Consider the following 17,237-nt stretch of genomic DNA (forward strand, 5'->3'; position numbering starts at 1 on the left):
CATAGCTCATCTATGGGCCCGTGCATGCAACGGCGCATTGAAGCAAAACACAGGCCTGATTGCAGCTCAGGTCAGTTCCGGAAGCATCCAGGAGAATCGCGTGTCCATTTCGCTTGCCGTTCCCTTGTCCGCCCAGGGCATTGAAACCGCCTCTCGCATTCACTCAAACCTCGGCACACCGCAACTGGTCGAGCAAGCATTAGCCAGGGGCGAAGGCGAACTGTCGCACCATGGCGCGCTGGTTGTGCAAACCGGCCCGCACACAGGTCGCAGCGCGAAAGACAAATTCATCGTTCGCGATGCAGAGACTGAAGACAGCGTCTGGTGGGGAAAAGTCAACGCCAGCATGACGCCTGAGCATTTCGCCGCGCTGAAGGAAGACTTTCTGGCTGCGCTCAAAGAGAAGGACGAGCTTTTCGTTGCGGACCTTTTCGGTGGTTCACAGCCGGAATACCGCGTAAATGTGCGTGTGATCAACGAGCTTGCTTGGCACAATCTGTTCATCCGCACGATGCTGGTTCGCCCGACTGCGGGTCAACTGGCTGACTTCGCGCCTGAATACACGATCATTGATCTGCCAAGCTTCCGCGCCGATCCGGAACGCCACGGCACTCGCAGCGAAACTGTGATTGCTGTGAACCTTAGTGAGAAACTGATCCTTATCGGCGGCACACGCTACGCCGGAGAGATGAAGAAGAGTGTCTTCGGCATTCTCAATTATCTGCTGCCGACCAAGGGTGTGATGCCGATGCACTGTTCGGCCAATGTCGGCGCAGACGGCAAGACTGCCGTCTTCTTCGGATTGTCCGGAACTGGCAAAACAACGCTTTCTGCAGACGCAAGCCGCACGCTGATCGGTGATGACGAGCATGGCTGGTCAGACACCGCGGTCTTCAATTTTGAAGGGGGCTGCTATGCCAAGATGATCCGCCTGTCTGAAGAGGCTGAACCGGAGATCTACGCAACAACACGACGGTTTGGCACAGTGCTCGAAAATGTCGTGATGGATCCGCAGACCCGCGAACTCGATTTCGATGACAATACGCTCGCCGAAAATACACGCGGTGCTTACCCGATCGAATTTATTCCGAACACTTCGGAACACAATCTCGGACCGGTGCCCAGCAATGTTATCATGCTGACCGCTGATGCATTTGGCGTTTTGCCTCCGATCGCCCGGCTTACACCCGATCAGGCCATGTATCACTTCCTGTCGGGCTATACCGCAAAGGTAGCGGGTACAGAAATCGGCGTGACCGAGCCTGAAGCCACCTTCAGCACATGTTTCGGGGCACCGTTCATGCCGCGCCACCCGAGCGTTTACGGCAATCTTCTGAAAGAACGCATCGCCAAGGGCGGCGTTGCGTGCTGGCTGGTCAACACCGGCTGGACCGGCGGCAAATATGGCGTGGGCAATCGTATGCCGATCAAAGCGACGCGCGCACTGCTTAATGCAGCGCTCGATGGAAGCTTGAATGATGTCGAGTTCCGCAGGGACGTGAATTTCGGCTTCGATGTGCCGGTTGCCGTTCCGGGAGTGGACACCGCGATCCTCGATCCGCGCGGCACATGGACGGACAAGGAAGAGTATGACCGCACCGCTGAGAAGCTGGTCAAGCTGTTCGTTGAGAATTTTGCGCAGTTTGCAGATCACGTTGATCAAGGTGTTCGCGAAGCTGCTCCGCGCAGCATTGTTGCCGCCTGACAAGATTAACGTAGAGGAGAGGAAGGCCTCGTTCCCATTCGGGAGCGGGGCCTTTTCATTTGTTTATTTGGCCGCAGGCGTCACAGACCTTCGGTTGTCACTCAAACTTTACCCCAATGTGGTGATAAGTCATGAGCATGTCCAACGGTGTAGTTACCGCCAGTGTTGTCTAATTCCTGCATCATTGCCCTGTGTGGCTAGAGCGATAATCTGGGCTATTGTGAGGCGCTGGCAATATACCGCTCTACATTCGCTTCCAGCACGTTGAGCGGGGCGTTGCCGCCCATCACCACAGCATCGTTGAATGCCTTGAAGTCATACGCTGCGCCCAGCTCAGCCTCGGCGCGGCTGCGCAGGTCGACAATCCGGCTATGGCCAAGCTTGTATCCCGTCGCCTGGCCCGGCCAGCTGCAATAGCGGTCAACCTCGCCGCGCACTTCGATCGGTTTGGAGCCATTGCGTTCGACAAAGAAATTGACTGCACGTTCGCGGCTCCAGCCCTTGGCGTGCAGCCCTGTGTCGACCACCATACGGCAAGCGCGGAACGCGAGCGATTGCAGATAGCCCAAACGCCCAACCTTGAAATCGTCATAAGCGCCGAGCTCGTCGGCCAATTGCTCGCCGTACAATGCCCAACCTTCGCTGAACGGGTTGAAGGCGAGGATCGAGCGGATCAAGGGCAAGCGGTTGGAATATTCGCCTTCCCATACGTGGCCGGGAATGGCCTCGTGATAGGTCAGGTCAGCCAGATCATATTTGCGGTGCAGGTCTGTGCTGCGCAGATTGATCCAGAAGCGTCCGGGAATGGTGCCATCCTTGCTGCCAGCGCCGCCGTAGGCGCCCGGTGCACCGGCTTCTTCCGCGATGGGAATTCGGGTGACCTCCAGATTGGGATCGACCAGCGTGTTGAAGGCGCGCGGCATTTGGCTCTTGATCCAGTTGATCCGGTCCCAGATGAATTCGAAGATTTCCTCGCGCCCCGCATCCCCCTCTGCAAACATATAGCGCGGGTCAGAACCAAGCGCCTGCATACGCTCGCCTACAGTGCCATCAGTATAACCGATCTCGCGCAAGATGGGGTCCATCCGCGAATGAAGCGCTTCGAGTTCTTCCAGACCTTGCTGGTGGATTTCATCGGGCGTCATACGTGTTGTGGTGCTTGAACGAAGCGCCCAGGCGTAAAATTCATCACCACGTGGACGGGCGGAAATCCCGGGTTCGGAAGTCGCAACACCGCGCTCTACGCGCAATTCTTCCAGCTGACGGGTTAGCGCTTCAGCGATCGGGCCGGTTTCCAGCCTGCTCGCCAGGTTCGCATGACTTTCCGGCATACCGGCCTCACGCAATCTTGCGCGCAGAGGTTCTGCGAACAGTTCGCCTTTGCCGGCGCTGGCGATGCTCTGCTCCATCTGATTGATGGCCTTGTCGAGCAGGAAATCGGGCGGAACAACGCCCATCGCGCGCGCCGCTTTGATCCGCGCCAGTTCCCCGTCGAACGCAAATGGAAGCTGCTGCATCCGTTCGATGTAAGCGTCGGCATCGTCGCCATCGCGCATCGGCGTGTCTGACTGCATGAAACGCGGCGCGCCGATGTAAGAACCGACATTCTGGATCACGACATAGGGTGCGGTGCGCCAGCTGCCGACGGGCGTATCGCCATAGGGCAGGGCAAAGCCGTCGAGCGCCAGCTCATATGCACTTTCGACCACTTCCAGATTGGTGCGGTTGGTGCTGTCGAGGCCATCCTTCGGAAAGGCCCGCACCCGCGCCAGATCTTCACGCAAAGTACTGGCATAGGCTTGCTGGCCTTCGGGCGATTGATCCTCAAGCTTTCCGCGTAGGTAGGCATAGCGACCGGTATCAACGCCGAGCGTCGTTGCGCGGCTAGGCTCGTGATGGAGCAGATTATACGCCACGACCTCGAGCAAGCGCTCAGCACCGATCGTTTGAGCCTGCGCAATCCCCTCTGGACGCGGGATCGCGGCGCAGCCAGACAGTGTAAGCGCGGTCGTCGCGCCAAGCCCGGCGAGGGTCTGGCGACGTGTGAGCGAAATGGAGTTTTTGATCATGCGGTCGGTGTTAGCGAGGCGAAAGCCCGAGTCAATCTTGCCCCGTTTGCTACCGGCCGCAAATCGTCTAACGGACCATACAAGGAGTTTCACGCCATGAATGCGGTATTGTCGATCATCATGTTGGCTGCGGGCGCGCTGGTCGTTGGTGCGTCTCTGCTTTGGCGTAGAGGCGCACCGCTCAAGCAGCCGCTGTTGATGCTTCTGCTTGCGGTGATTGCAGTGGTGAATGTGTTGATCTGGACGCTGCCCGGATCAAGCGGAGAGGCTCCGCTTGATCAGGTGCAGCAGATCACCGGTGAGTGATCGAAGCTAGTCGGGTAGCTCCCAAGAGATTGCATTGGAATAAGTGCTGGCGACGGCTTGGCCATTCGCGTCAGTTGCCGCATTGAACCGCGCTCGCTTGGCGATTAGCTCGCATGTCGCATTGTCCAGCGCATTATGCCCGGTTGAGCGCGTGATCTCACAGCCTGTGACGCGCCCGCTTGCATTGATCTTAAGCGAGAAACGCGCAGTGCCGGTCCACTCGCGATTGATCCAGACGGTCCGATAGTCGCTCTCCGTCACCCAACGGCCCGGATCATTGCGCGGCGTGGCGACCGCCGGCTTGATCGAGCCGAAGCCGGGGCCGGTGTCAATCGGCGGCAAAGCGAAGGGGATTACCTCGCCGCCAATCGGGGGCAATTGTTCAATTGGCTTCACTGTCCAGTCCGAAGTCGGGATTTCAATCGGGCGTTCCGGTGCCACCACTTGAGTGGAAGCCGTGTCCGGCTTCGGTTTGGGTTCGATGATTTCCTCTGGCGGTGGTGGGGGCGGGAGTTTGACCGTTACGCCTTCAAAGGGCTTCTGCTCTGGCGGCAGGATGATGTCTTTTACCGCCAATCCCGAGATGAAGATCGCGCCCAGTGCTGCGGGCAGGATTATCGCGCCTGCCATGCCAGCGCTGCGCTCCTTCAGGCTCTTCTGATCTGCAAATGCCATGCTTTCGGCTCCTCTCTTTCCAAAGCGGGGCCGCATCGGGGCTTTTCTGCCATTTATGGACCTGCAAGCGGCGCCACAAATAAAATGTTACAACATAACATAAATTGATGCAAGGCATGTTCATTTACGCGCGCGTTCGCACGATTAAGTGTCTGATTAACAGATGAATTGTGCGCGTCGGCGCAGAGCTTCTGCGCCGCTCACGTCATCACTTGATCGGACAGTCCGGATCGAGTCGGAAGTCGAGATAATTATCGACTGAGCCCATCAGATCTTCGATTTCGTTTTCGAAGAAGTGGTTGGCGCGCGGGATCTCTTCATGATGGATCGTGATGTGCTTTTGCGTGCGCAGCTTGTCGACCAGCTTCTGCACGGCGGTCGGTTGCACTACCGTGTCCGCGGCACCCTGAATGAAGATGCCCGAAGCCGGGCAGGGCGCAAGGAAGCTGAAGTCATACATGTTAGCGGGCGGTGCGACCGAGATAAATCCGCGCACTTCGGGGCGGCGCATCAGCAACTGCATACCGATCAAAGCACCGAAGCTGTAACCGGCAACCCAAGTGGTTTGCGCCTCTGGGTGGATCGACTGAACCCAATCGAGCGCAGATGCTGCATCGCTGAGTTCGCCAATACCGTTGTCAAAGCTGCCCTGACTGCGGCCAACACCGCGGAAGTTGAAGCGCAGCGTTGCAAAGCCGCGATCGCTGAAGGTTTTGTACATCCGTTGCACAATGCGATCATTCATGGTGCCGCCACCTTCGGGGTGCGGATGCAAAATCATTGCGACCGGTGCACGCGGGCGCGGTGGAGGAGAGAAACGACCTTCAAGACGGCCTTCGGGGCCGGGAAAGATGACTGAGGGCATCGGGAAACCTGCCAGAAAAGAGTTGGCGCATTGGCCGGGTGGCACATGCGAAGTCGCGCGCTATATAGGGTTTATTGCGCAAATCGCAATGAAATTGGCCAGCAAGAAAGCACTCGTCCCATTCCCGAACGCATCTATCTCGATCACGCCGCGACCAGCCCGCTGCGCCCCGAAGCAAAAGCGGCGATGGAAGAGGGCTTTCGCATCTGGGCAAACCCGTCTTCTCCGCATGCCGAAGGGCGCAAGGCCAAGGCCGCGCTGGAGGATGCGCGCGAACGGATCAAGCGCGCGCTCGGTTGGGATGGCGAGCTGATCTTCACCAGCGGCGCAAGCGAGGCGTTGTGGATCGCGCTCAACCGCGCGAAGGGAACGCGCCGTGTAGTCAGCGCAGTTGAGCATGATGCGGTGTACCGGGCTGCGCCCGATGCGGAACAAATCTCAGACAACACAACTTTGGATGAGAATTGCATTCTCGCGATACAGCATGTGAACTCTGAAACCGGAGTGATTAATCCCGTCGATCAAATGGTTGAGACGGTGCGAAAAACGGGCGCGATCGTGCTGTCCGATTGCGCGCAGAGCGCGGGCAAGCTCGCGCTTCCAGATGCTGACATGATTGTCGTTTCTGCGCATAAGTTTGGCGGACCGATTGGTATCGGTGCTCTGCTGGTCCGGGATTACAATTTGTTGGAGCCCGTTGGCGGACATGAACGTGGATATCGGCAAGGTACAGAAAACATGCCTGCGGCATTGGGAATGGCCGCGGCGCTAGAGGCGGGTGATTGGCAAACGACGGCGGCAGATCGCGTGAAGTTTGCCGAGCAGCTGGGCAAGGAAGTGCTCCGCTTTGGTGAACAGAATGATTATATTTTCGCGGTGACGCATCCCTCAATATCTGCCCAAGCGCTTCTGATCCGTCTCGATGCGATGGGGTATGCGGTGTCGGCGGGAAGCGCGTGTTCATCCGGAACGCTCAAAAAAAGCCGCGTGCTTGATGCCTTTGGCGTATCCGATGAGGTTGCGGCGCGGACAATCCGGGTCAGCATCGGCTGGAACACGACACCGGACGACTTGGCCAAGTTTGCCAAAGCTTGGAAGTCGCTCATATGATCTACCTCGATTACCAAGCCACGACCCCGCTCGCGCCCGAAGCGCGCGACGCGATGCTGCGCTGGCTCGACGGGCCGGATGGCACCGGTTTCGGCAATCCGCACAGCGCGCACCGCATGGGCCGGATGGCGGCTGCGGCGATCGAAGCCGCGCGGGACAGGATTTCGGCGCTCTTCCCACCCGGCGGCAAAGTGATCTTCACCGGCGGCGCCACCGAAGCGCTTAACCTGGCGATCCGAGGCTCTGGTAATGGTGGCAGCGTATCCTATTCCGCGATCGAGCACTCGGCCGTCGGCGATACAGCGCAAGCTGCGGGCAAGTCGCACATCCTCAATGTCGACCATGACGGCCAGTGCGACGCGAAACAGGACATGCCCGATGACACCCGCCTGATCGCGGTGATGCAGGTCAATAATGAGATTGGCGTGATCCAGCCAACACTCGAATGGCATCGCAGGGCCAAAGAAGCGAACGCGCTATATCTGTGCGACGCGGTGCAGGCGTACGGCAAAGTGGAAGTCACCGGCGCGGACATGATCGCGGTTAGCGCGCACAAGCTTCACGGGCCCAAGGGCATCGGCGCGCTGTGGGTGCGTGACGGGGTCGAACTGACTGAGATGCAAACGGGCGGGGGGCAGGAGCATGATTTGCGCTCTGGCACCTTGTCACCCGCGCTGATCGCGGGGTTCGGCGCGGCTGCCGAGCTCGCAAATGAACGCATGGCAGTGGACGCGGCACATGTGGAAGCACTGTGGGAACGTGCGCGAGAGTTGTTTGCGGACTGGACGCTCAATGGCAGTGCGGAGGCGCGCTGGCACGGCAATCTCAATATTCGCAGAGACGGGCTTGATGTTGTCCGGCTTATGTCTGACGTGCGCGATGTTATGTTCAGCGCGGGCTCTGCCTGTGCGAGCGGATCGGGCCGCCCCAGCCATGTATTGAAAGCGATCGGACTGTCAGACGCTGAAGCGAAATCCTCTATCCGGCTGGGTTTCGGGCGCTATACCACGCTGGAAGAGATTGAAATCGCGGCGAATAAGATCAACGTTGCGGCGAAGGAGCAAGGGCTGTGAGTATCAAAGTCCGTTTTTCGGACACACAGGGCAATGTCACCGAAGGCGAGGGTGAAGTGGGCCAATCACTGCTCGAAGTGGGGCAGGCGCTGGGCCTGCCGCTGGAGGGCACATGCGAAGGCCAGATGGCTTGCTCGACCTGCCATGTCATTGTTGATGCGGAATGGTTCGATAAGCTTGCCGAAGCGAGCGAAGAAGAGGAAGACATGCTCGATTTCGCCGCCGGAGTGCGCCGCACGAGCCGCCTTTCCTGCCAGATCGATTTGACCCAAGAGCTCGACGGGCTCAGCGTCACTGTACCCGCCGAAGCGCATGATATGCGACGGATGTAGTTACGTCCGCTAACGACCCCATCTCCTGACATTCAGTTCATTCCTGTGGAAACGCCTCTCCCCCTATCCGGCGCGCGTTGCTAAGCGCGTGTGTGATGGCTGACGTTACCGAAATTCCCGATTCCGATCCGTTTGACGCGATTGTCGATGCGCCGTTCGATTCCGCGCTGGAAGAGCGCTATCTCGTTTATGCGCTCTCGACGATTACCGCGCGCTCGCTGCCCGACCTGCGCGACGGGTTAAAGCCCGTCCACCGCCGCTTGCTGTGGGCGATGCGGCAGTTGAAGCTTGATCCCAATTCCGCATTCAAGAAGTCCGCCCGCGTTGTGGGTGACGTGATCGGTAAATACCACCCGCATGGCGATGCCAGTGTCTATGACGCGATGGTTCGCTTGGCTCAGGATTTTGCGCTGCGCTATCCGCTGGTCGAGGGGCAGGGGAACTTCGGCAATATCGACGGCGATAATGCCGCCGCTTATCGCTACACCGAAGCGCGCCTGACCAAGACCGCGCTGCAATTGATGGCTGGCCTCGACGAAGGCACAGTCGATTTCATCCCGACCTATAATGGTGAAGAGCAGGAGCCGGAGATTTTCCCCGGCCTGTTCCCCAATCTGCTCGCGAACGGTTCGAGCGGCATTGCGGTTGGCATGGCGACTAACATCCCGTCGCACAATGTCGCAGAAGTGATCGACGCCACTTTGGAGCTCATTGATAATCCGCATGTTGAGCATGCGCGATTGATGGAGCTGTTTCAGGGGCCGGATTTTGCCACTGGCGGCCAGATCATCGACAGCCACGAAGCGATTGCGCATGCCTATGAAACAGGGCGTGGTAGCTTTCGCGTGCGCGGCGTGTTCCATGCGGCCGAGGCGGACAAGGCCGAAGATCGCGAAGCGGGGATTGAACGCCTGGGCGGCGGGCAATGGCAGCTGGTTATCTCTCAAATCCCGTATCAGGTGCAGAAGGGCAAGCTGATCGAGCAGATCGCGCAAGCGATTGCTGACAAGAAGCTGCCGATCCTAGACGATGTGCGCGACGAATCTGACGAGCAGATCCGGATTGTACTGGTTCCGCGCAGCCGCAATGTTGACCCCGAACTGCTCAAGGAATCGGTCTTCAAGCTGACCGATCTCGAAACCCGTTTTGGCCTCAACCTCAACGTGCTCGATGCCAATCGCACGCCGATGGTCATGGGACTGAAAGAGCTGTTGCAGAACTGGGTTGCGAGCCAGATCGACATCCTGCAGCGCCGCAGCCAGCACCGGCTGGATCAGATCGCGCGGCGGCTGGAGCTGGTCGAAGGCTATATCATCGCTTTCCTCAACCTCGACCGGGTGATCGAGATCATCCGTTACGAAGATGATCCGAAATCCGTGATGATGGCGGAATTCAAGCTGACGGATCGCCAGGCGGAAGCCATCCTCAACATGCGGCTGCGCAGTTTGCGCAAGCTGGAAGAAATGCAGCTGCGCAATGAGAAGGACGAATTGCTGGCAGAGCAGGAAGAGCTGGAAACTCTGCTTGGCTCGCCCGCGCGCCAACGCACCAGGCTGAAACGCGATCTGAAGGCTTTGCTCAAAGAATACGGGCCTGAAACCAAGCTGGGCGCGCGCCGGACCAAGATCGAAGAGGCGGAACCGGCGGTGGAATTCAGCATGGATGCGATGATCGAGAAGGAACCGGTCACTATCATCCTGTCAAAGAAGGGCTGGATCCGCGCGGCCAAGGGACACGTGCCGCTCGATCAGGAATTCAAATACAAGGAAGGCGATGAGCTGGCCTTCATCGTCCATGCGCAAACGACCGACAAAATTCTGATCGCGGCGGAAAACGGGCGTTTCTACACTCTGGGCGCAGACAAATTGCCGGGTGCGCGCGGCTTTGGCGAACCTGTCCAGTCGATGGTTGATCTCGAGGCCGATACAGGCATTTCAGGCATGTTGGTGCATAATCCCAAGGGTCGGCTGCTTCTGGCCTCCAGCATCGGCAAGGGCTTTGTCGCGGAAGAAGCTGAACTGCTGGCCGAGACCCGTAAGGGCCGTCAGGTGGTCAATTTGAAAGGCGGTGCGCAGCTACAGGTGATGCGCGCGATCCCGGAGGGGCATGATCATGTCGCCTGCGTGGGCGACAACCGCAAGCTGGTGGTTTTCAATCTGGAGGAAATGCCGGTCATGGCGCGCGGGCAAGGCGTAATGCTGCAACGCTATCGCGATGGCGGATTGTCCGATGCGACAACGTTCGTATTGGCGGATGGATTGAGCTGGCAGATGGGCGGGAAGGGTGATCGCACCCGGACCGAAACCGACATTTGGCAATGGAAGGTTGCGCGCGGTGCGGCCGGGCGCTTGCCGCCGCAGGGCTTCCCGAAAGACGACCGCTTCGGCATTTTGCCGGATAGGCTCGAGAGGGCTGAGAAAGAAACCTGATCCGGATATGCAAAGGGCCGCGAGTGCGATTGCACCCACGACCCCCTATTCACTTAAGCGGCGAGTAACTCGCTAGTGCTTAGCCACCGACAGCCTGGACCGCAGCCATGATGTCGTCGAAGTTCGCCAGCGCGAACAAGCCGCCTTCCGGATTCGCAGCCAGCAGGTTCAGCGGCAAAGTGATCAGCGAATCTTCCTCAGACTTGATGATCACGTTTTCGCCTGCAATCTCTTCAACCATGCCAAGCGCCTGTTGGTCAGCGGTGATGACAGGCGCGCCAACCACGAGTGCTGCTGCCAGTGCGGCTGCGGCTTCTGCCTCGGCTGCCGCCTGTGCTTCTGCCATGGCTGCTTCCTGTTGCGCCTGAGCGGCTGCGAGCTGCTCTTCAATCTGTGCCTTGGTGATGTTCAGCGTCGGGCCATTCTCGCTGGTGCCAAAAGCTGACACCGGCAGCGCTGCAGTGTATTTGCCAGTGTTTACAACAGCGTTGGTGCCGTCATTGCTATCGATCGTGCCGATAGGATTTCCGTCATTTCCGTAAACGGTCGCGCCAACATCCTGCGCGCTTGCTGCAATCGGGGTCGCCGCCAGTGCGGTGGCCAGGATGGCGAGCTTTGCAAACTTCATGAATTTTCTCCGTTTAATTTGTTTCCAGCGACGCGGCGCAATTGCGCCACACGCAGCGAGTGCGACTGTGCAAGCCAATTCAAGGAAGACCGGAAAACCAGTGTCCCAAGCGGCAGCCTCAAGAAATGAGGAAAAAAAGCCGCTGCGGGCGCGCCCTATAGCCATAAGGTAAAGGGCAATGCAACCGGAGCCCGGATACAACCGCAAGAATGAAGCTGTGCTGAAGGAATGTAGAACTAGCGGGCAAGTTCCCGATCAAGCAGCTCCAGCACACGTTCGCGCGGCGGAAATCCCTCTGCTACCCATGCAGTTTCGACCGCGCGCAAAGTGGCCGCAACGCGTGGGCCGGCGGTGATACCGCGTTCCACAATCTCGCCGCCCTTCAACGGCAATTGCGGCACATCCCAGTCGATCAGCGGCGATGCGTCGCCAGCTTGCAGAAGCACGCGGTCGATCGCGATGTCGATGCTCTCGCGATAAGCGAGCGCGCGCGGATCAACCAGATCATCCGGCTTGCGATCAGCGACAGCAACCAAGTGCGCGCGTTGCGCACGCGACAAGCGCAAACGCGAAGCCACAGCATTGGCCACGTCGCTAATTGGCGGCAAGAGCGCGGCCATTCGCCGCATGGCAGCAGGCGCAACGGCTTGCGCCTGCTCTGCCTTGATAACAGCGCACAGCAACTCGATGTGTTGCGGACAAGCTTCGGGTAGCACTTCCTGCAAGACACCAAGTTTTCGCATCCGCGCGACAGTTGGATGCGGTTTAGGCAAAGAGAGGAACGCAGTCAGCTCAGCAGCGATCCGTTCACGGCTGAGCCCCTTGAGCGTAGAGGCAAGTTCAGCGCATGCGGCTTCTGCCTCGTCATCTAGCTCCGCGCCAAACCGCGCCTGAAAGCGGAAATAACGCAGGATCCGCAAATGGTCCTCGCGAATGCGCTGCCTTGCATCACCGATGAACCGCACTGTTCGCGCTTCGAGATCTTCCAGTCCGCCAAAGTAGTCCGAAATTTCGAGAGTATCAGGGTGAGCGTATAGGGCGTTGATGGTGAAATCACGCCGCGCGGCATCTTCCGGCCAATCCTGTGCAAAAGCTACAGTGGCACGTCGCCCGTCCGTAGAGACATCGCGCCGCAACGTTGTAACCTCGACCGGGCCGTCTGGCAGAATTGCTGTGACGGTGCCGTGCTCAATCCCTGTGGGAACGGTGCGGATGCCGACGTCCTTGCAACGATCTATGACAACGTCGGGCGAGAGCTTGGTGGCACAATCAACGTCATTTACATCAGTGCCCAACAAACTGTCGCGAATAGCGCCGCCCACCCAGCGGATATTCTCTGCACCGAGTGCATTGGTCAGCGCGCGCAACCCTTCGCGTTTGGTCCACGCAGCATCGGACAGCTCAGCGAACATTGTCGAGCTCCTGCAAATCCAGCCGGCGTGCGAGATTGGCAATGATCGCCGCTGTCACACCCCAGATTCTGAAACCTTCGTAATGCATTTCTAGATAGTTGCGCATCGCCCCGCGCCAAAACACTTCATGTTCTGCCCAGGCATTCTGATCGAGCAGCAATGTCAGCGGAGCTTCGAACCAGGCTTCGACTTCGGTCGGGCTGGGGGTGAATTCGAGACCGGGCGGGACCACCGCTAGCACGGGCGTCACGTCAAAACCGGTGCCGGTCTGATAGCGATCGGTTGTGCCGATCACCCGAACATGCTTGCGATCCAGCGCCAGCTCCTCCTCTGCTTCCCTTAGCGCAGCGGTGACAGCATCCTCGCCCGGATCAATCTTTCCGCCCGGAAACGCAACCTGACCAGGATGATCGCGCATATCCTGTGGCCGCTGCGTCAGGATCACGCCCGGCTCGGGGCGATCAGTCACCGCGATCAAAACGGCTGCCTTGGCCGTGCGCCCGGCTTGCGCGAAACGCTCGTCGCTCAAAAGGTCTGGAATATCGCGCGCGTGCCCCCGCTCAAGCGCGGCGCTCAATCGGTCGAACAGCACGCTCATCGCGGCAATAGCGAGAATGTCTCGCCCATGCTTGTGATCGTCCAGTCATCGCTTTCTGCAAGCGCGATGTCCGCCAATTGCTGATAGGTGCTGCGGTTGAGCCGCGCTTCGCAACCGCGCCGGACGTGCAGATAAAGCGCGGGCGTCTCTGCGTCCCCTGCTGCACGCAAGCGGTTGTCCGGCCCCGCTATTACCAACTCATCCGTATTGAGACGGAAGGCCAAGGCATCATCGCGGCGCGCCACATCGACCGCAATGAATGCTGCGTCTTCGACGTCGATGGAGGATTTTTCGAAGGGTGTGACCAGCCAGTGGTTTCCGGCCTCATCGCGCGTCAATAGTCCTGCAAACGCCCTAACCATGGCTTCGCGTTTGATCGGATCACCCTGGTGAAACCAGGTTCCGTCAGCAGCAATCCGCATGAAGCTGTCTGTGATCGCTTGCGGGTTCCAGCTTTCCACTGGCGGCAATTTTCGCGCGGCGACTTGCTCGGCGATCTGCGCCAAGGACAATTCAGCAAGGTGCGGTGGTGGTTCGTAAGGCATTGCTATTCGAAGCGTTGCCAGAATGAGTGTCGGTGTTCAATGGCGAGTAGTAGGCTGCGATCACCCATTCCAAGGGCCGAGCATGCCTTCGCGGGGAAGGACTATCGGATTTGCGCATCGGACAAGCAGGCGTTCTGGCGCCCATGGGCCGGGGCAACGCCATGCAGCTGTCGAACCGGCGCTGAAGTCCCAACGCCCGTAATAAGGTTCATCACCGATCAAGACTTGCGGCAAGGATGCATTCGGATCGAGCGATCCAAGCGATGCTGCAATCAAGGCCTGCCCATATCCTTCGCCTTGATGCTCTGGCAAAACCGCCACCGGCCCAACCATCAGCATGGGATGCGCGTGGCCATCGGGGTCGGTGAGCGCAATCGGCCAAAGCTGAATTGTACCGACCAGCATGTCATCGTCATCAAGCGCGGCAAAGCTCAGCGCTTCGAGCCAATCCATGCCCGTCCTGATGCGATAGGCGGTGCGCGCATGTCGCTCAGGCCCGAAGGCTCGGTCGAGCACTTGCTCGATCATGTCGGGTTCGACATTTGCTAAGGGAATGACGCTCGCCATGGGGCAGCGCGAATAGTGGTAGCGCTACGCCATGTCGATGCAATTTGTCGTTGGCCTTGCGAAAGTTACTCTGCGGTAAGGTGCAAGAGCCGCCCGCCTTCGCCGTCTTCGAACACCCAAAGAGAACCGTCGGGCGCTTCATCAACAGAGCGTATCCGACCTTCCAGGTCATAGCGCGCCGCTTCTGTAGCCGTATCGCCGTCAATCTCGACACGTACGAGGCCCAATGCGCCCAAGCCTGCAATAAGAGCATCGCCTTTCCATGCGCCAAACATGTCGCCGCGATAGAAGATCATGTCACCCGGTGCGATCACGGGTGTCCACCAGACTGCAGGCTTGTTGAAGCCGTCATCCGCGGTGTGATCGGGAATGTCATCGCCATTGTAATGATCGCCGTTCGATCGGGTTGGCCAGCCGTAGTTGGCACCCGCTTCGACCAGATTGAATTCATCACCGCCGGCCGGGCCGTGTTCCACGTCCCACAGACGCCCCTCGGCATCAAAGTCGAAGCCGAGCAGGTTGCGGTGGCCATAAGACCAGATTTGCGCTGTCACGCCACCTTGATCTGCAAATGGATTGCCCTGCGCTGGAGTACCATCGAGATTCAGACGCACGATCGTACCCAGGTTATTGCTGGTGTCTTGCGCGGGTTCGAGCTCCTGACGGTCGCCGCTGGTCACGAACAAGTGCTTTTCGTCAGGAGAGAAGCGAATACGGTGCGAGTAGTGGCCTTTCCGACTGGTCTTGGGGGCTTGGCGCCAGATCACTGCAAGACCTTCGATGGCACAGTCGCTGTCGGCCACACAATCAAGCGTTCCCTTGCCGACAACCGCACCACGCGTATCGCCTTCGCCAGCTTCGGCCCAGCTCAAATAGATCGTGCGCGGGGCGAGAGTGTCAGTCGCCTCGCTGTTAAGGAATGCAACGTCGCCCAGGCCACCTTGGCCACCATAGTCGATCTCCGGTGCGCCATTGACGGTGAACTGCCGCCCTGTCGCTGTGTCATAACCCAGAATCTCGCCGGTCTTCTGCGTGATGATCAGCGTTTCCGTGCCCGGCACAAAGGCCGCAGCCCATGGCTCGTTATAGGTGCCGATTTCCGCAATCTTGAGCGTCGGCTCAGTCTGGGAAGCTTCGGTGTCCACATTTGCAGTGGCGCCGCAGCTTGCGAGCAGAATGGTGGCGGGGAATAGTGCGGATGAGAATTTCGAGATCATGGTCATGTCCTCTGCAATGCACGAAAACAAACTTGGTGCCCGTAAATCTATCGTCGGTGTTGACGAAGCCGGACGAGGGCCATTGGCTGGGCCGGTGGTAGCTGCAGCAGTAGTGCTTGGCGAGGGCTATCCGCAAGGTCTGGACGATTCCAAGAAACTTTCGGCTAAACGGCGTGCTACTCTCGACGAACAGATCCGCGCCAGCTGCATATGGGGGCTGGGTGTGGTCGACTCGCACGAAATCGACCAGATCAACATCCTTCAGGCAACCATGCGAGCCATGACGCTGGCCGTGTGCGAACTGGTCGAGAAGCTTGGCCAGGAACCCGAAGCCGTGTTGATCGACGGTAACCTCTCGCCCCATGGGCGCTGTGATGAATGGCGCTGGCCCGATGCCAAGCCGATCATCGGGGGCGACGCGCTGGAGCCCGCGATCTCGGCGGCTTCGATCATCGCCAAGGAGTGGCGTGACCGGTTGATGTGCGAAGCGGCCGAGGCGCATCCGCACTACGGGTGGGAGCGAAACAAAGGCTATGGAACCATTGAGCATATGCAAGCGTTGCGCACGCATGGACCAACACCGCTTCATCGTCAGTCTTTTGCGCCGGTTGCGCAATTGACGCTTCTTTAATCCGGCAAATAGTCTAAGCGCGCAATCGTGATTGAAGCGATCCTCTATAGCGCGGTTGGCCTGGTCGGCCTGGCGTTTGGCGGCGAACTGCTGGTGCGCGGTGCGGTCAGCATTGCACAGCGGCTTGGCATATCCAATCTCGTCACAGGATTGGTCATTGTCGGATTTGCCACCTCGATGCCGGAAATGGTTGCAAGCATTCAGGCTGCGTTGGCTGGTTCACCGGGAATTGCCTGGGGCAATGTGGTCGGATCCAATCTGGCAAATACACTGTTGATCCTGGGTGCGACGGCAATGATCATGCCGATTGCACTGATTGGAACCGGGCGGCGTGATGCTGTTGTAGCTTTGATTGCGACGCTGATAATCTGGTTAGTGACGTGGCTTCAAACCGGCTCGATCTGGATCGGTATCGTGCTGCTCGCTGGTATCGCCGCGTATATCTATTGGCGCTATAATCATCCGCATTCGGACGCGGGCGATGATGACGAGCCTGAACCAACGACCACTTTGACCTGGGCGATCATGTTGTTCCTGGGCGGGTTGGGATTGCTGGTTGTCGGCGGTTCGATGCTGGTGTCCGGTGCGATCGATCTGGCGCGTATTTTCGAGGTCAGCGAGACCGCGATCGGGCTGACAGTAGTGGCAATCGGTACATCGTTGCCTGAACTGGCGGCATCCGTTGCAGCGGCATTGCGCGGGAAGCCGGGCCTGGCGATCGGCAATGTTGTGGGCTCGAACATTTACAACATCCTGCTGATCGGCGGGGCGACCATGAGCATTGCGCCTTTCGCGATCCCCGCGGATTTGTTGACCTATGAGCTTGTCGTGCTCGCGGGCAGTGCGGTGCTGTTCTTGCTGATCGTGTCTTATGCGAAGCAGATCGGCCGCGCATTGGGCGCATTCTTGCTAGCGCTTTATGCCGGCACGATCGTGATCGCCTTTGCCTGACAAACTAATGCCGCGTTGAGTCCTCGGCGCAACACACCACTATGTTGAGTCCCGCAAACCGCAAGAGTCTCAACATCTTGTGCGGGACTCTTTTTGTTCTGTCATAGCTAACGCGGAATTAACC

General features: G+C 58.7%; 17 protein-coding genes. 8 read left to right on the forward strand and 9 right to left on the reverse strand.

Annotated elements, in window-relative coordinates:
- Positions 1-106 precede the first annotated feature (106 nt).
- On the forward strand, positions 107-1,705 hold the full coding sequence (locus QQX03_RS05980; protein ID WP_432762847.1) for a phosphoenolpyruvate carboxykinase: 1,599 nt from the start codon (positions 107-109) through the stop codon (positions 1,703-1,705).
- A 215-nt stretch (positions 1,706-1,920) separates the two neighbouring features.
- Here the strand turns inward: QQX03_RS05980 and QQX03_RS05985 are convergent, their stop codons facing one another.
- Positions 1,921-3,774 (reverse strand): DUF885 domain-containing protein, encoded by a 1,854-nt coding sequence (locus QQX03_RS05985; protein WP_285974860.1) that lies wholly within the window; start codon positions 3,772-3,774, stop codon positions 1,921-1,923.
- 96 nt (positions 3,775-3,870) lie between these two features.
- Here QQX03_RS05985 and QQX03_RS05990 point away from each other — a divergent pair, with 96 nt between their 5' ends.
- Positions 3,871-4,080 carry a hypothetical protein gene (locus QQX03_RS05990; protein ID WP_285974861.1) on the forward strand — a complete coding sequence of 70 codons (210 nt, stop codon included), beginning with the start codon at positions 3,871-3,873 and terminating at the stop codon, positions 4,078-4,080.
- A 6-nt stretch (positions 4,081-4,086) separates the two neighbouring features.
- Here QQX03_RS05990 and QQX03_RS05995 read toward each other — a convergent pair whose 3' ends face one another.
- Both QQX03_RS05995 and QQX03_RS06000 read right to left on the reverse strand, forming a co-directional pair.
- The gene (locus tag QQX03_RS05995) at positions 4,087-4,755 is read right to left on the reverse strand and encodes an energy transducer TonB (RefSeq protein WP_285974862.1); all 669 of its coding nucleotides are present in this window, start codon (positions 4,753-4,755) and stop codon (positions 4,087-4,089) included.
- Positions 4,756-4,963: 208 nt separating this feature from the next.
- The gene (locus QQX03_RS06000) at positions 4,964-5,620 is read right to left on the reverse strand and encodes an alpha/beta hydrolase (protein ID WP_285974863.1); all 657 of its coding nucleotides are present in this window, start codon (positions 5,618-5,620) and stop codon (positions 4,964-4,966) included.
- A gap of 45 nt (positions 5,621-5,665) precedes the next feature.
- Between QQX03_RS06000 and QQX03_RS06005 the strand changes: the two genes are divergently transcribed.
- The 4 genes from QQX03_RS06005 to parC all read left to right on the forward strand — a co-directional run bounded on the left by QQX03_RS06005 (position 5,666) and on the right by parC (position 10,564).
- Positions 5,666-6,730 carry a cysteine desulfurase family protein gene (locus QQX03_RS06005; protein WP_285974864.1) on the forward strand — a complete coding sequence of 355 codons (1,065 nt, stop codon included), beginning with the start codon at positions 5,666-5,668 and terminating at the stop codon, positions 6,728-6,730.
- Positions 6,727-7,803, forward strand: a complete 1,077-nt coding sequence (locus QQX03_RS06010) for a cysteine desulfurase family protein (protein ID WP_285974865.1) — start codon at positions 6,727-6,729, stop codon at positions 7,801-7,803. Before QQX03_RS06005 ends, QQX03_RS06010 begins: the two co-directional genes overlap by 4 nt.
- On the forward strand, positions 7,800-8,135 hold the full coding sequence (locus QQX03_RS06015; RefSeq protein ID WP_432762808.1) for a 2Fe-2S iron-sulfur cluster-binding protein: 336 nt from the start codon (positions 7,800-7,802) through the stop codon (positions 8,133-8,135). The genes QQX03_RS06010 and QQX03_RS06015 overlap by 4 nt, the downstream gene beginning before the upstream one ends.
- Before the next feature lie 95 nt (positions 8,136-8,230).
- Complete coding sequence (parC, locus tag QQX03_RS06020; RefSeq protein WP_285974866.1) at positions 8,231-10,564, forward strand: DNA topoisomerase IV subunit A; 2,334 nt, start codon at positions 8,231-8,233, stop codon at positions 10,562-10,564.
- 79 nt (positions 10,565-10,643) lie between these two features.
- Here parC and QQX03_RS06025 read toward each other — a convergent pair whose 3' ends face one another.
- The 6 genes from QQX03_RS06025 to QQX03_RS06050 all read right to left on the reverse strand — a co-directional run bounded on the left by QQX03_RS06025 (position 10,644) and on the right by QQX03_RS06050 (position 15,531).
- Positions 10,644-11,192 (reverse strand): hypothetical protein, encoded by a 549-nt coding sequence (locus tag QQX03_RS06025; protein WP_285974867.1) that lies wholly within the window; start codon positions 11,190-11,192, stop codon positions 10,644-10,646.
- 236 nt (positions 11,193-11,428) lie between these two features.
- Entirely contained in the window at positions 11,429-12,604 is a 1,176-nt protein-coding gene (locus tag QQX03_RS06030) for a CCA tRNA nucleotidyltransferase (RefSeq protein WP_285974868.1), read from the reverse strand.
- Complete coding sequence (locus QQX03_RS06035) at positions 12,594-13,202, reverse strand: CoA pyrophosphatase (protein WP_285974869.1); 609 nt, start codon at positions 13,200-13,202, stop codon at positions 12,594-12,596. The genes QQX03_RS06030 and QQX03_RS06035 overlap by 11 nt, the downstream gene beginning before the upstream one ends.
- The gene (locus QQX03_RS06040) at positions 13,199-13,747 is read right to left on the reverse strand and encodes a DUF1285 domain-containing protein (RefSeq protein ID WP_285974870.1); all 549 of its coding nucleotides are present in this window, start codon (positions 13,745-13,747) and stop codon (positions 13,199-13,201) included. The genes QQX03_RS06035 and QQX03_RS06040 overlap by 4 nt, the downstream gene beginning before the upstream one ends.
- Positions 13,748-13,807: 60 nt before the next feature.
- Positions 13,808-14,314, reverse strand: coding sequence for a GNAT family N-acetyltransferase (locus tag QQX03_RS06045; protein WP_285974871.1), 507 nt, complete (start codon positions 14,312-14,314; stop codon positions 13,808-13,810).
- A 65-nt stretch (positions 14,315-14,379) separates the two neighbouring features.
- Complete coding sequence (locus QQX03_RS06050) at positions 14,380-15,531, reverse strand: PQQ-dependent sugar dehydrogenase (RefSeq protein WP_432762809.1); 1,152 nt, start codon at positions 15,529-15,531, stop codon at positions 14,380-14,382.
- 16 nt (positions 15,532-15,547) lie between these two features.
- Between QQX03_RS06050 and rnhB the strand changes: the two genes are divergently transcribed.
- Positions 15,548-16,162: a ribonuclease HII gene (gene rnhB / locus QQX03_RS06055; protein ID WP_285974873.1), complete on the forward strand. Its 615-nt coding sequence runs from the start codon at positions 15,548-15,550 to the stop codon at positions 16,160-16,162.
- A 27-nt stretch (positions 16,163-16,189) separates the two neighbouring features.
- Positions 16,190-17,113, forward strand: coding sequence for a calcium/sodium antiporter (locus QQX03_RS06060; RefSeq protein ID WP_285974874.1), 924 nt, complete (start codon positions 16,190-16,192; stop codon positions 17,111-17,113).
- Positions 17,114-17,237 lie beyond the last annotated feature (124 nt).

The organism is Altererythrobacter rubellus, from assembly GCF_030284385.1.
In the GTDB taxonomy this organism is placed as follows: Bacteria; Pseudomonadota; Alphaproteobacteria; order Sphingomonadales; family Sphingomonadaceae; genus Erythrobacter; species Erythrobacter rubellus.

Excerpts from the sequence above, each read along its gene's own strand:
- QQX03_RS06030 (WP_285974868.1), bottom strand. The coding sequence starts at position 12,604 with ATGTTCGCTGAGCTGTCCGATGCTGCGTGGACCAAACGCGAAGGGTTG.
- QQX03_RS05995 (WP_285974862.1), bottom strand. The coding sequence starts at position 4,755 with ATGGCATTTGCAGATCAGAAGAGCCTGAAGGAGCGCAGCGCTGGCATG.
- QQX03_RS06050 (WP_432762809.1), bottom strand. The coding sequence starts at position 15,531 with ATGATCTCGAAATTCTCATCCGCACTATTCCCCGCCACCATTCTGCTC.
- QQX03_RS06025 (WP_285974867.1), bottom strand. The coding sequence starts at position 11,192 with ATGAAGTTTGCAAAGCTCGCCATCCTGGCCACCGCACTGGCGGCGACC.
- QQX03_RS06045 (WP_285974871.1), bottom strand. The coding sequence starts at position 14,314 with ATGGCGAGCGTCATTCCCTTAGCAAATGTCGAACCCGACATGATCGAG.
- rnhB (WP_285974873.1), top strand. The coding sequence starts at position 15,548 with ATGCACGAAAACAAACTTGGTGCCCGTAAATCTATCGTCGGTGTTGAC.
- QQX03_RS06035 (WP_285974869.1), bottom strand. The coding sequence starts at position 13,202 with ATGAGCGTGCTGTTCGACCGATTGAGCGCCGCGCTTGAGCGGGGGCAC.
- QQX03_RS06000 (WP_285974863.1), bottom strand. The coding sequence starts at position 5,620 with ATGCCCTCAGTCATCTTTCCCGGCCCCGAAGGCCGTCTTGAAGGTCGT.
- QQX03_RS06010 (WP_285974865.1), top strand. The coding sequence starts at position 6,727 with ATGATCTACCTCGATTACCAAGCCACGACCCCGCTCGCGCCCGAAGCG.
- parC (WP_285974866.1), top strand. The coding sequence starts at position 8,231 with ATGGCTGACGTTACCGAAATTCCCGATTCCGATCCGTTTGACGCGATT.
- QQX03_RS06005 (WP_285974864.1), top strand. The coding sequence starts at position 5,666 with ATGCGAAGTCGCGCGCTATATAGGGTTTATTGCGCAAATCGCAATGAA.
- QQX03_RS06040 (WP_285974870.1), bottom strand. The coding sequence starts at position 13,747 with ATGCCTTACGAACCACCACCGCACCTTGCTGAATTGTCCTTGGCGCAG.
- QQX03_RS05990 (WP_285974861.1), top strand. The coding sequence starts at position 3,871 with ATGAATGCGGTATTGTCGATCATCATGTTGGCTGCGGGCGCGCTGGTC.
- QQX03_RS05985 (WP_285974860.1), bottom strand. The coding sequence starts at position 3,774 with ATGATCAAAAACTCCATTTCGCTCACACGTCGCCAGACCCTCGCCGGG.